We start from the raw sequence: 12,815 nt of genomic DNA on the forward strand, positions 1-12,815 counted from the left end.
CCCCCCCCCCCCCCCCCCCTTTTTTTATTCCCCCCCCCCCCCCCCATCCCCGATCGCGTCGGGTGGGGTGGGCTCGTATATGTGTAAACGAGTCTGGTATCGCCGTGGGTGGCGGCGTGGGGGTGGGGGTTGGCCTCGGTGTCAGCGTGGGCGTTGCAGTCGGTGTCGGGGTAGGCGTGGGCTCGATTAGAGATGGACTTGAAGAAGAAGAACAGGCGGTCAAGGCAGCGGCCAAAAGCAGGGAAGCTAGGAAAATAGGCTGGCCGAGTGGAAAACTGCGGTTAGACATTAGCAATCTCCAACAATTCATCAAAAGCTAAGCAGCGGTTGAAGACTTGGACAAGTGCCAGCCAGCTCACCTCTGGGAACTAGAGAAAATTATTGCCCAGTTTTTGCCGTTGCGGATCCAACAGTTTTGCCCCTTCGCTAACGCGCGCCGCTTGGCTGAGAAAGCCTTTGGGATGGCCTGCCCCTGCTTGCTCCTCGAACACCTTTTCCCAGGTGCTCCCGGCTCCTGGACTAGTCTTGGCTCAGGAGATAGGCGATGGCGCGGTTTTGTTGCTCGACCACCTCGCGCAGCTCGGCAATAGCCTGGGCGTTTTGCCCAATAGCCTCCGTACTCTGGGCAATGGCCTCGAAGGCTTGCCCGATGGCCTCTGGATTCTGGGCATTCGCCTGGGCGTTGGCCAGCGTCTGCTGAGCCAGGATTTCCAGGATGGCCTCCACCCGCTCTGACACGGCCTGCTCTTAGCCCGAGCCCACCTGCCAGGCAATGGGCACCTCGGCCTACTGGAACTGGCAAGGGCCGCGCTCCCCATTGGGGCAGATTGTCTCCCCGTCCGTCAGCACGTCCTTGAGGTTGGCCCCTGCTAGAATCGCCCCCTTGAGGTTGGCCCGCCGCAGGTCGGCCCCCTGCAAATTGGCCCCCGTCAAGTCGGCCTCGGCAAAGCTGGAATCGGGAAAGCGGGCCCCCTGCAAATTGGCCCGCCGCAGCTTGGCCCTGTTGAAGGCCGAGTTTTCCACATAGGCCTTGGCCAAGTTGGCCCCCGACAAATCCGCCTCCAGGAAAACCCCCCCCTGCACCACCGCCTCGCCCAGGTGGATCCCGGCCAGTTTGGCGTTGGCCAGATTGACCCCGAGGAGCTGACAGCCGGCCAGATTCTTACCCTTGGCCGCCAGCACCTCTTCCGCCGTGACCTGGCGGGCATTGCTGCAGAGGGAAGGGCCCTGCGGCCTGCCGGCACACCCCAGCAGCACCAGACCCAACAGCCAGACCAACCTTTTGGCCATACTCACCTCTTACCTAAGCTGGTGTTAGCCTACCACAAACCGTAACCCCCCTCTCCTCCGCCCCCACCGCTTTGCTGCTGCGGCTAAACGCCAAAAGGCCCCCTCTTCCCTACGGGAGAAGGGGCCACCCTCAGCCTACACCCGGAGCCTAGAGAGTAGCGGGATCGGTGTTCTGGAACAGCTCTTTTTCAGGAGCGACGGGGAAGATGTTGCCCGTAGCGTCAATGGTCCCATTATCCGCTTTTTTGATGCCAATGCCAACTTTGTTCGTCACCGTTGTAAACCTATTTCCAACTATAGTTACCTTGTTAGTAGTATGGGTTGTTTTAACTCCAATGGCGCCTTGGTTCTGACCTGGCGTGCCATTGATCTTAATTATAGAGCTTTGCACGCTAGAGCCTGCAGCACTCAATTGGATGGCAACCGTTGGGTCTCCATTGGTTCCACTTACAATCGACGAAAAATCGACCGTGGTTGCGGTGACCACTAGCTTGGTGTTGGCGCTGTTGCCTTTAATGCCGACAACATTTGTGCCATTACTAGCGATAGATTCAATAGTACTTCCGATGATTTGGAGGGTTGTGTTGCTGCCATCATGGAAAATAGCCACGGTCTTGTTCTCGTTGCCCTGGATGGACAGGGTGAGGCCCTCCAGAACGATGTTGGTGTCGGCAGCAGTGACCCCGACGCATTTCTCTTGTTCTCCCAACCCCTTACAATTAATCGTCATATTCTTCAGAGAGGTGCCCTTGTCGGCAAGGGTGATGGCCGTACTCGCCGTACCTGTTGGGTTGTTACTGGTGATCTTGAAGCCCTGCAGCTTATAGCCTTTGTTGAGGGTTAGCTTGAAGTCGCCCAAATTGAAGTTAAAGCCAGCAGGGCCGATCACAGTAACGGATCCCCTGTCCAGGTTAGGAGAAGCAATGATGCCAGTAGCGTCCTCCGTTATAGGGCTGAGGATCGTCACCGTTACATCAGTTCCTCCGCCAGTGCCAGAGCCAAGGGTCTCAGCCGCGGCTTCAACGAGGTCAGCAGCATCCCGCGTGTCGTGGAGAACGTTCTCCAGCGTCTTAAAGGGCTGAGCGGCCGTACCGGAGTTGCCGTCGTCTCCGTTAACCGGATCCACGAAGAACTGGCCCACAGCAGCCGGGAGCGCCTTGACCTCGACATTAAACTGCCCCAAATCCTGGTTGAAGAGCTCGATGACCCCTGTGGTACCCGCCGGCGCTGTCGTGGTTACCGTAACTGTCTGGTTGGTGTTGAAGTTGACGTTGTTGAAGAATAACGAGTCCTTGTCAGTGGCAAAGCCTGTCGGTGGCGTGATGGTAATGGTGAGGGGGTTAGAGGGGGCAGCCGCCAGCTTCACGTTGAAGGTCTTGAGACCACTGTTGGCAGTGGGAATCTCCAAGCTGGTGGGGCTGACCACAATAGAAGACGATTGCCCAACCGTAACATCGACAACCTTGTCTGTGTAGCCAGAGGCGGAGAACTTGACGGTGCCCTTGGTGCCAGGAGCCGCCACGCTCTTCACCGTGACTGTGCCGCTGAAAACAGTGGGCGTGAAGTTCAGCGTAGTCGGCGTAACCGTAATGCCCGTTGAGGGCGTCGCCGTCACTGTTACGTTCCCCGACGGCTGGCTGGGCAAGGTCACCGTCACTATCTGGCTAGAGCCACTCGGAAGCGTCAGGGTGGCAGGCTCTACCTTTATCTGGCTGGGATCCGGCGTTGGGCTTGGTGTGGCGGTCGGTGTTGGCGTGGATGTAGGTGTTGCCGTCGGGCTGGGCGTGGGCGTAGGTCTAGGGAAGAAGTCGTCGATCCGGTCTTGGGTGACTTTGACATCCGGAATCTTCAGCGTGCTGGAGAGAAACTGGTTGACCCTACTAGCATCCCTCCCTACAGTAACTACCGCAAACAGCACCGCCGCGTCCTCGCATTTCACCCTGCCGTCGCCCGTGAAGTCGGAAATATCTGGCTTGAGCGGGTCGCCCAGCCCCGTAACCTCAGCAGCAGTGATCGGCGGCTGAACCTTCAGGGTATTGTTGACAAAATTCACAATCTTGGTGGGGTCGCTCGTCTCGAGGGTGCAGGCGGCAAAGAGCACCGCTGCGTCCGTGATTTTGATGGAGGTCTTCACCCCGTCGTAGTAGAAGGCGATGCCGTCGGTGGCGGGGGCTGCCGTCTCGGGCAGTTGCACCGAGATGGTAGAAGGCACCTGCGTAGCGGTGGGCGTGTCAGAAGAGCAAGCGGCCATCACCCCGGCCACCGAGGAGGCCAGGGCCAGAGAAACTAGGGAAGAGCGCAAGCCAGGCAAGAAGTTGCGGTTAGGCATCGTCACCAATCTCCGAAGATAAGGTCTTGACCAAGGGTTGAAGTCTTGGCAAGCGCAGCCCGGCTCACTCGACAGGGAAAACCATATCAAACCTGGTAATAGAATACCCAACCAGGGGCCAAAACGTACAGTAGGGAACCCAAAAAACCGGGAATGCGCAGGCAAGACGGAGAAGGAAGGGCGACCTGGCAGTGTGTAGCAACGCTTTTGTTGACTCAACAGGAACAGGTCGCCCTGATAGCGCTAGCCCCAAGCTAGTTCACCGAGATGGCCGTGCCGAAGTTGAAGTAGGTGGTGCTGCCGGGGTTAGTGGTGTTGTCAAAGGCGTCCAGCGTCCTACCACCCACCGTAATCGGCTGCGGCGAGGCAATGGCCGGCGTTATCCGGATCTGGCCGCCGAAGGGAATGGTGAACGGCTGGGAGAAGGTGGCCACGTTGCCAGACACCGACGTGGAGGTGGCGATCACCGGCGACCCTCCTGCACCCGTCACCGTCACTATCGCGTTGGCAGGCAGCCCCGGGATGGTGATCTGCGGGCCCACAGGCGCCGGCGGTGCGGGCGGCGCGCCACCTGGACGGAACTGTAGGCTGGCCCCTGGGCCAAAGCCTACCGCCGAGCAGAGGGCATCCGCCACCGCGCCGAAGACGTTGGAGGTAAAGGGAGCCAGCGCCGGCGACCTATCTAAGAAGTTCACCAGATTACCTGGCGCACCCGCCAAGCTCTCAAGGCGTCCACACACCACAAAGCCAGGGATAGGCATCGGCGTGATGGTGTTGTTGAAGAAAGCCTGCAGAATGGTGCCTTCGCCGCCCAGCGCCCCGGCCGCGGTTGGCGTGAGGTCAACACTTGGACGAGCGTAGATAGCTCCCGTGCCCTCGGGCGGTTGGTTGAAGACGTTGCCCGTCACCGAGGCCTTGGCAAAGGGCGAGAGGTTGCCCGAAGCCTGGGTCTGCCGATCCACAATGTCGGCGATGAAGAAGGGGCTGTTGATGGAAGCCTCAAAGCGGTTCTCGCGGATGGTGACCGTGGCAGGCTCCGCCGACACCACGTGCACGCCGGCAACCGTGTAGCCGCGCAGCAGGTTCTTGTGGATATCGGCCTGCGAGAAGTCGCAGACTTGGACAGAGACGTAGGCGTCGGCCTGCGTGGGCCGTGCGAAGTCGTTGAAGGAAACTTCTACGTTGCGCGCCCCTTGGTTGGCTAGGTCGCACTCACCAATGCCCACCTGGTAGTCCACCGCCGGGCCACCCGCGTCGGGGTCGCGGCCCAAGGTGCCCGTAATCCGGAAGCCGTTGCCCTCCGTTCCCCCCAGGGTGGCGTCGTTGGCCAAGATCTTGACGTTGCGCAGCGTGCTCGTGCCGTCGAGGGAGTTCAGCGTCAGGCCGGGCCTGTCAACAGGGATCACAATCTCACCTTCTGCCGTGAAGGAACCCGGGCCTGCCGTCACCGTCGGGTTGGGGCCGGCCGCTTCGGCAATGGCGCGGGTGAGGGAGAGATAGACGTTGCTGGTGTTGCTGTTGAAGGCAAGGCCGCTGCCTGCCGCCACAATGGCCCGCCGCTCAGCCGCGCTCAAGCCGCTGCCGCGGTCGTCACGAATGGCGTAGACGTTGGCCGCCGCCGCTGTTGGGGTAATGGTGTTGCCGGCAAAAGTCAGGCTCAGCCCCGTCACTGCCGGCTCGATGAAGATGGCGGCAGAGCCGGCACCCACATCCTGCGCCGCAGGGTTGATCAGTTGAGTTGGGATGTTGGGGGCAGCTCCGTAGCCCAAGAAGATGTTGTTGGTCTCCACCCGCAGGTTGATGCCCGCGTTGTCGCCGGCAATGCGAATGCCTGCCGAGCCGCCCGCGCCAGCCACAAACAGGTTAGAGCGGGTTACTGTCAGGTTCTTGGAGGTGGTGCCGGCAGCCGCTGAGCCAAAGCCAATGGCTACCCCGCGAGAAGCCGGAGGGGTTACCGTTGGAAAGAGAACAATATCGACGCCGGTAACGGTAACTTCGGTGGCGCCTTCGGCATTAATGCCGTACTCAATGGGTTCCAAAGAGCGGGTGTTGAGAATGCTGAAGTTCTCCAGGACAACGCCGCTGGCATTGTTGGTCACTTGCACGGGAGCGCCGGTAGCTGCACCCACCACGATGGCATCGCCCACATTGCCAGTTGCGCCGCGCACCGTAACGTTGCTGCGGTTGATGACAATGTTCTGGCGGTAAACACCCGGCTGGAGAACGATGGTAAGAGGCTGAGCCGGGTCAGAGGAAGCGATGATCTGGCTGATGTTGCTCTCAGGAGTGACGTTAACCGTTCCCGAGGGACGTGGGGTTGGCGTGGGAGTTGGCGGCGGGGCCGGGGGAGCCGGAGGGGCCGGCGGCGGTGGGGGCGGCACAGGCACTGCCGGGCCAGAGCTATCTTCGCCGCAGCCCGTCAGGATTACCGGCACAAGTATCACGGCAGACGCTAGGGTCAAAGAACCCAGTGACTTTAGCAGCCACTTCTGGATTGTTCCGTTCATTTTTCTCCTCTTAACCAAAAAAGTAGGGTTCGGCTGAACACTTCCCTTAACTTACCCGATTGACCGGCCCAAAGCAACTAATGGGGCTAGGGGCTTGCCGTTCGGGCGGGAGACGCACGCGCGCTTGTGTCAGCGCTTGCTCTGGTTACTCCGTAAATCATACAGGCAGATCTGCCCAGGTTGACAAGTCTTGCCCTTTTTTCAAGAAAAGTTGGGATCCAGGGGGATACAGCGCGGTCTGGGGGCGGGGGGTTGACGCTTTGCCCCCAGAAAACCAGAAGATTTGCCTATTTCCTGGCAAAAGGGTGCTTGATCCGGGGCAGAAGGGTGGCAGGATGAGGAGTGGACGTTTTTTCTGGAGACCCAAGCAGGATGGCTGTCTACAAAGTTCGGTTGATCAACGAAGAGCGGGGCTTGGACGTTACCATCGATGTGCCGGACGACGAGTACATTCTGGATGTGGCGGAGGAGCAAGGGATCGAGCTGCCCTACTCCTGCCGCGCCGGGGCCTGTTCGACCTGTGCCGGCAAGCTGGTAAGCGGCACGGTGGATCAAAGTGATCAATCCTTCCTGGATGACGATCAGATTGCGCAGGGCTATGTGTTGACCTGCGTGGCCTACCCCACTTCTGACTGCACCATCATTACCCATCAAGAAGAGGCGCTGTACTGAGGTCCTCACCCCCGATCCCTCACCCCCGGCCCCTCTCCCCAAGGGAGAGGGGGGTAGGATTTTCTTATCCTCTGTAGAACTTTTTGACGATGACCCCAGAGCAAGAAGAGGGGTTAATCCGGGCCGTTCAAGAGCTGCAGGCTGCCCAGCAGGAGCTGCGCCTTGTCCAACAGACAGGTTCTGATTCAGGAAGTCCGCGAGGGGCAGGCGATGCTGGCGCAGTTTTTCCGCGAGGCGCTGGATCGCTTTGACGAGCGCACCCGCGCTATTGAACGCCGCACCGACGAGATGGTGGCAGAGATGAAGGAGATCCGGGATCTGCGCCGCGATTTTTTGGAAGGGCGGTAGGCCAAGTGCTCCGCGCCGCTCACGCGAACACCCCCGGCCCCTCTCCCTGAGGAAGAGGGGGGTTAGGATGGCAGCAGAGTGGCTTTTGGAGGCGGCTGTGGCTTTGACAATAGGATCCGTTCCTGGGCCGACAGCGGCTCGCCTGAGTTTGGCAGAGTACCTCAAGTATTCCGATGGCGGCGATACCCGCTATGAGCTGGTGGCGGGGGAGTTGGTGCCGATGGCCCTTCCAACCGGACGGCATGGTCAGATTGTGGATTTCCTCAATACCGCTTTTCGAGCTGAGATCCGGCGCCAGGGGCTACCGTGGACTTCTCAGCCAATGGCTATCGGGATCCAGTCGCCGCGAGGCAACCGCTGGGATACGGTGCGGATCCCGGATGTGGTGGTGCTGCCTCTGCAGCAGTGGCAGGAGATGGGATCCCGAGAGGCTCTCATTCGCTTGGAGGATCCGCCGCCGCTGTTGGTGGTGGAGGTGGTGAGTGAATCAAGCCGGGCGGCGGACTACCGGGCCAAACGGGCGGAATACTGCGTTTTGGGCATTGGTGAGTACTGGATTGTGGATCCGATGGAGGAGAAGGTGAGCCTGCTGCTGTTGCACGAGGGCTGGTACGACCTGCTGGAGGTGAAGGGATCCGAGCGGGTGCCCTCGAAGGTTTTTGCAGGGCTGGAGGTGCAGGCGGGGGAGATCTTGGCGGCGGACTTGGGTTATTCTGGTAAAGCCACGGGGAGTTAGCTCAGTTGGTAGAGCGCTGCGATCGCACCGCAGAGGTCAGGGATTCGAGTTCCCTACTCTCCATTGCCCTCACCCCCGACCCCTCTCCCTCAGGGAGAGGGGGGTTAGGATGGCAGCAGAGTGGCTTTTGGAGGTGGCTGTGGCTTTGACGATAGGATCCGTTCCTGGGCCGACAGCGGCTCGCCTGAGCTTGGCAGAGTACCTCAAGTATTCCGATGGCGGCGATACCCGCTATGAGCTGGTGGCGGGGGAGTTGGTGCCGATGGCCCTTCCAACCGGACGGCATGGTCAGATTGTGGATTTCCTCAATACCGCTTTTCGAGCTGAGATCCGGCGCCAGGGGCTACCGTGGACTTCTCAGCCAATGGCTATCGGGATCCAGTCGCCGCGAGGCAACCGCTGGGATACGGTGCGGATCCCGGATGTGGTGGTGCTGCCTCTGCAGCAGTGGCAGGAGATGGGATCCCGAGAGGCTCTCATTCGCTTGGAGGATCCGCCGCCGCTGTTGGTGGTGGAGGTGGTGAGTGAATCAAGCCGGGCGGCGGACTACCGGGCCAAACGGGCGGAATACTGCGTTTTGGGCATTGGTGAGTACTGGATTGTGGATCCGATGGAGGAGAAGGTGAGCCTGCTGCTGTTGCACGAGGGCTGGTACGACCTGCTGGAGGTGAAGGGATCCGAGCGGGTGCCCTCGAAGGTTTTTGCAGGGCTGGAGGTGCAGGCGGGGGAGATCTTGGCGGCGGACTTGGGTTATTCTGGTAAAGCCACGGGGAGTTAGCTCAGTTGGTAGAGCGCTGCGATCGCACCGCAGAGGTCAGGGATTCGAGTTCCCTACTCTCCATTGCTCTCACCCCCGACCCCTCTCCCTCAGGGAGAGGGGAGTTGGTAGTAGGATTTTGGCATCCTCTCGCTCTAGTTGATAATGACTCCGGAACAAGAAGAGTGGCTGATCCGCGCCATCCAGGAGCTGCAAGCGGCCCAGCAGGAGCTACGTCTTGTCCAACAAAATCAGCAGCTTCTGATTCAAGAACTGCGAGAAGGGCAGGCAATGCTGGCCCAGTTTTTTCGCGAGGCGCTGGAGCGCTTTGATGCGCGCACCCGCGCTATCGAGCGCCGCACGGATGCCCTGGAGCGCCGAACTGAAGCTCTGGAACGGCGCACTGACGAGATGGCCCAAGAGATGAGGGAGATGCGGCAGGAGATCCGGGATCTGCGCCGCGATTTTCGCGATTTTTTAGAACGACGGTAGCCCCTCACCCCGCGCCCCTCTCCCAGAGGGAGGGGGGAGTTGGTGGGGCTCCGTGCTGGATTAATCTAGAGGGAACCCTAACTTCGCTCGATCGGCCTTTCTCTTCCTTAGCGAGTTTGCCTATGTCTGTTATCCGTGCCCTGCACCGCCAGTTGGTGAGCAAAGAGCGCTCGGCCGAGGAGATCGCGCGCGAATACCTAGAGCGCCTGCACCAACTGGAGCCGCAGCTGAAGAGCTTTATTACCGTTACCGAGGAGCTGGCCCTGCAGCAGGCTAGAGCCGTGGACGCCCGCATTCGCGCCGGGGAGGCGATTGGCCCGCTGGCCGGGATCCCGTTGGCTGTGAAAGATAACCTCTGCACCCAAGGGATCCGCACCACCTGTGCTTCTCGGATGCTGGAGGGGTTTATTCCGCCCTACGAGTCAACGGTGACGGCGCGGCTGGCGGCAGCCGGCATGGTGATGGTGGGCAAGACCAACCTGGACGAGTTTGCCATGGGCAGCTCCACGGAAAACTCCGCCTTCCAGCGCACCGCCAACCCCTGGGACCTGACACGGGTGCCAGGGGGATCCTCAGGCGGGTCGGCGGCAGCGGTGGCGGCAGACCAGGCGGTGGTGGCTCTGGGATCGGATACGGGGGGATCCATCCGCCAGCCGGCGGCCTTCTGTGGCGTGGTTGGCCTCAAGCCCACCTATGGGCTGGTCTCCCGCTACGGGCTGGTGGCCTTTGCCTCTTCTCTGGATCAGGTGGGGCCGTTTGGGCGCACCGTGGAGGATGTGGCCCTGCTGCTGCAGGGGATTGCCGGCCATGACCCCATGGACTCCACTAGCCTCAGGGTGGAGATCCCGGACTATAGCCAGGCTTTGATCCCCGATATCAAAGGCTTCAAGATTGGCGTCATCCGCAACCTGCTGGGAGAAGGCTGCAGCGAGGAAACCCGCGCTGCCGTGGAAGCGGCTATCCAACACCTGCAGGAGCTGGGGGCGGAGATCCTGGAGATTGACTGCCCCAGCTTTCGCTACGGCCTAGCCACCTACTACATCATTGCCCCTTCCGAAGCTTCTTCCAATCTGGCCCGCTACGACGGCGTCAAGTACGGCCTGCGGGAACCTGCCGACTCGCTTTTGGCTATGTATGGCAAGACCCGCGCCCGCGGCTTTGGGCCAGAGGTGAAGCGGCGCATTATGCTTGGCACCTATGCCCTCTCTGCCGGCTACTACGATGCCTACTACCTCAAGGCCCAGAAGGTGCGCACCTTGATCAAGCAAGATTTTCTGGGGGCCTTCGAGAAGGTGGATGTACTGGTCAGCCCCACCACCCCCACGCCAGCCTTTAAAGCAGGGGAGCGGGAGGATCCCTTGAGCATGTACCTGTGCGACCTAATGACGATCCCGGTTAATCTGGCGGGCTTGCCAGCCCTAAGCCTGCCCTGTGGCTTTGCCAACGGCCTGCCCATTGGCCTGCAGATCATCGGCAACGTCTTGCAGGAGAGCAAGGTGCTGCGGGTGGCCTACGCCTACGAGCAGAGCACCGACTGGCACAAACGGCGTCCGCCGCTGGCAGAACCCAAAGAAGCAGCTTCCGGACAACCCCAAAGCAAGCGCAAGTCGGGCTCCGGCAGCAAAAAGTCCAAAGGCTGAGGAGGGGATTAGGCCCTGCCCATCTGGTTGGCCGCCGAGAAGCGCTCCATAAAGCGCAGGAAGCGCTCCCACTCGGCTTCGGTTTCCATGTCGTAGATTACTTCCAGGGCCTTGAATTCCCCGTTGAGGAACTTGGCCTTGATGTTGCGGGTGGTCAGCTCCCCCTCCTCGTCAATCATCCGCATACCGAGGATGTTTTGGGTATCGGTCTTTAACTCCTCGAAGCGAAAAATCGCCGATCCCCGGCTGCCGGTTTTGGATTTCAGCAGCCGTACCTGGGTGGGTACTTCCTCAATGCCGGGAGAAAACTCAATCCTAGCCATGGCTTCCTAAAGTTACGATTCCAGCCATTATAGCTGGCAGAGGGCTCGCAACTCCTGAGCAGCCAGCTGGGCTAGGTAATAGCCGGCCTGGCGCTGGGCTTCGGCCACGTCCGGGATCCGGTCACAGAGAGCGCCAACCCTCACGGGAAGCGACCGGGCGGTCAAGTCGGCCCGAGCTGCCGGGGTGGCCTGACCACAGAGGATGAGCAAGGGCTTCTGCGCCGCAATCGCTTGCTCCAGCACTGCCCCCACCACTTTGCCCATGCTGCTCTGTTCATCGAGACAGCCCTCGCCCGTAATCACCAGATCGCAGTGACGGATACGCTCCGCCAGTGCCAAGTGCTGGGCCAAGAGCTGGATCCCGGACTCCAGGGTGGCTCCCAAAAAGGCCACTAGCCCTGCCCCCAGCCCACCGGCAGCGCCGGCGCCAGGGATCCCGTCCACCATCCGACCCAGGTCGCGCTCCACCACTCTGGCCCAGTGCTGCAGGGCCTGCTCCAACTGCCTTACTTGCTGGGGAGTGGCGCCCTTCTGGGGCGCAAAAACGGCAGCCGCCCCCCAAGAGCCGGTGAGAGGGTTCTGCACATCGCAGAGGCCGCGGATGCACTTGCCCTGCCAGACAGGCTGCTTGGGCGGCTCGATGCGCGCCAGCCGGGCCAGCTCCCCTCCCCCCCAGCCAATGGGATCCCCAGCCCTATCCAGGAGGCGATAGCCTAAGGCTTGGGCCATGCCTGCTCCGGCATCCACGGTGGCGGATCCGCCCAGCCCTATCCAAATCTCAGCAATGGGATCCCGGCAGACGGCCCGCAACAGCTCCCCTAGGCCATAGGTGGTGGTGTGGGTGGGATCCCGCCGCTGGGGAGGCACCAAGGTTAGGCCGACCACCTGGGCTACTTCCAGCAGCGCCCGCTCGCCTACTACGCCGTACTCGGCCCAGACGGGATCCCCCAGCGGGCCGGTGACCCACAGCCCCCGTTTTTCTCCCCCCAGCGCCAGCATCCAGGTCTCCAGGGTACCCTCGCCCCCATCGGCTAGAGGGAGCAGCTCTATCTCCGCCTGGGGCAACACCTGTTGGATCCCGCGGGCAATGCTCTCTGCTGCTGCCTTGGCCGTCAGGGATCCTTTGAAGCTATCCGGGCAGACCAAAATCCGCCGCGGCGGGCGGCTGAACTGGGATCCCTTTTCCCCCATTGAAGCTTGCAGGCCAACCAGTCCTAGCCCGCTGCTACTGAGCACTCTCGCCTTCTCTTGGCGAGGGTTGCTCTACGTTGTTGGAAGGTTGGGAGGCGTCGATGGCAGGGGGTGAGTTGCCCAAAGACTGCTCCAGGGCCAGGCGCTGCTCCATCACCCGCAGAAAATAGCCCCCCATCATGGCACCCGAGAGCATCTTTGCCAAACTCTCGCGGTTGGTGACGATTTGAACGCCAAATTGGTCGGACGGCAAACTGCCCAGCAGGCTGCGGATGTTATAGCCCAGGATCTCCAGCACTTCTGGGGAAGAATTGCGGGCAATATCCTGAAAAACGCTGGGATCCTGCGACTGCAGGTATTGCCAGAGCCGGTTGTTGGGGCTAGGCGTTGGCACAGCCTCAAAGCCAGGAATGAAGTTGATTGGGCTGGACATGGAGTTACCAAGCTCCCCAAACACAGCAGGTAAAGCCCAACTGGACGGCCTGCCTGATCCCTCAGGCTCTCACCGCTCCCCCAATTTGGGCTATGCC

Annotated in this window: 14 protein-coding genes and 2 tRNA genes; 8 read left to right on the forward strand and 8 right to left on the reverse strand. The window is 60.9% G+C overall.

Annotated features, from left to right (window positions below; all coding sequences use genetic code 11):
* Positions 1-368: 368 nt before the first annotated feature.
* From NW822_RS10015 to NW822_RS10035, 5 genes are all read right to left on the reverse strand, one after another.
* Entirely contained in the window at positions 369-491 is a 123-nt protein-coding gene (locus NW822_RS10015; RefSeq protein ID WP_414404337.1) for a hypothetical protein, read from the reverse strand.
* A 28-nt stretch (positions 492-519) separates the two neighbouring features.
* Entirely contained in the window at positions 520-738 is a 219-nt protein-coding gene (locus NW822_RS10020) for a hypothetical protein (RefSeq protein ID WP_414404338.1), read from the reverse strand.
* 48 nt (positions 739-786) lie between these two features.
* Positions 787-1,290, reverse strand: a complete 504-nt coding sequence (locus NW822_RS10025) for a pentapeptide repeat-containing protein (RefSeq protein WP_414404339.1) — start codon at positions 1,288-1,290, stop codon at positions 787-789.
* Between the two features lie 148 nt (positions 1,291-1,438).
* A complete protein-coding gene (locus tag NW822_RS10030) occupies positions 1,439-3,619 on the reverse strand; it encodes a hypothetical protein (protein WP_414404340.1) in 2,181 nt (726 codons plus the stop codon).
* Positions 3,620-3,873: 254 nt separating this feature from the next.
* On the reverse strand, positions 3,874-6,126 hold the full coding sequence (locus NW822_RS10035) for a hypothetical protein (protein ID WP_414404341.1): 2,253 nt from the start codon (positions 6,124-6,126) through the stop codon (positions 3,874-3,876).
* A 372-nt stretch (positions 6,127-6,498) separates the two neighbouring features.
* Between NW822_RS10035 and NW822_RS10040 the strand changes: the two genes are divergently transcribed.
* The 8 genes from NW822_RS10040 to gatA all read left to right on the forward strand — a co-directional run bounded on the left by NW822_RS10040 (position 6,499) and on the right by gatA (position 10,771).
* Complete coding sequence (locus NW822_RS10040; RefSeq protein ID WP_414360687.1) at positions 6,499-6,798, forward strand: ferredoxin; 300 nt, start codon at positions 6,499-6,501, stop codon at positions 6,796-6,798.
* A 162-nt stretch (positions 6,799-6,960) separates the two neighbouring features.
* On the forward strand, positions 6,961-7,146 hold the full coding sequence (locus NW822_RS10045; RefSeq protein WP_414404342.1) for a hypothetical protein: 186 nt from the start codon (positions 6,961-6,963) through the stop codon (positions 7,144-7,146).
* 67 nt (positions 7,147-7,213) lie between these two features.
* On the forward strand, positions 7,214-7,882 hold the full coding sequence (locus NW822_RS10050; protein ID WP_414404343.1) for a Uma2 family endonuclease: 669 nt from the start codon (positions 7,214-7,216) through the stop codon (positions 7,880-7,882).
* A tRNA-Ala gene (locus tag NW822_RS10055) sits at positions 7,873-7,945 on the forward strand. Before NW822_RS10050 ends, NW822_RS10055 begins: the two co-directional genes overlap by 10 nt.
* A gap of 46 nt (positions 7,946-7,991) precedes the next feature.
* Positions 7,992-8,660 (forward strand): Uma2 family endonuclease, encoded by a 669-nt coding sequence (locus tag NW822_RS10060; protein ID WP_414404344.1) that lies wholly within the window; start codon positions 7,992-7,994, stop codon positions 8,658-8,660.
* Positions 8,651-8,723 (forward strand) — tRNA-Ala (locus NW822_RS10065). Before NW822_RS10060 ends, NW822_RS10065 begins: the two co-directional genes overlap by 10 nt.
* Positions 8,724-8,804: 81 nt before the next feature.
* Positions 8,805-9,131: a hypothetical protein gene (locus NW822_RS10070; protein ID WP_414404345.1), complete on the forward strand. Its 327-nt coding sequence runs from the start codon at positions 8,805-8,807 to the stop codon at positions 9,129-9,131.
* A gap of 122 nt (positions 9,132-9,253) precedes the next feature.
* Positions 9,254-10,771, forward strand: coding sequence for an Asp-tRNA(Asn)/Glu-tRNA(Gln) amidotransferase subunit GatA (gene gatA, locus NW822_RS10075; RefSeq protein WP_414404346.1), 1,518 nt, complete (start codon positions 9,254-9,256; stop codon positions 10,769-10,771).
* Between the two features lie 8 nt (positions 10,772-10,779).
* On the opposite strand, the gene psb28 is transcribed toward gatA, so the two are convergent.
* From psb28 to NW822_RS10090, 3 genes are read right to left on the reverse strand one after another with little or no spacing between them, the layout of a single operon-like run.
* Positions 10,780-11,094: a photosystem II reaction center protein Psb28 gene (gene psb28 / locus NW822_RS10080; protein WP_414360678.1), complete on the reverse strand. Its 315-nt coding sequence runs from the start codon at positions 11,092-11,094 to the stop codon at positions 10,780-10,782.
* Positions 11,095-11,121: 27 nt separating this feature from the next.
* Positions 11,122-12,330: a glycerate kinase gene (locus NW822_RS10085; RefSeq protein WP_414404347.1), complete on the reverse strand. Its 1,209-nt coding sequence runs from the start codon at positions 12,328-12,330 to the stop codon at positions 11,122-11,124.
* Entirely contained in the window at positions 12,320-12,718 is a 399-nt protein-coding gene (locus NW822_RS10090) for a DUF760 domain-containing protein (protein WP_414404348.1), read from the reverse strand. The genes NW822_RS10085 and NW822_RS10090 overlap by 11 nt, the downstream gene beginning before the upstream one ends.
* Between the last annotated feature and the right edge of the window lie 97 nt (positions 12,719-12,815).

Source organism: Synechococcus sp. H70.2, from assembly GCF_047462275.1.
Classification (GTDB): Bacteria; Cyanobacteriota; Cyanobacteriia; order Thermostichales; family Thermostichaceae; genus Thermostichus.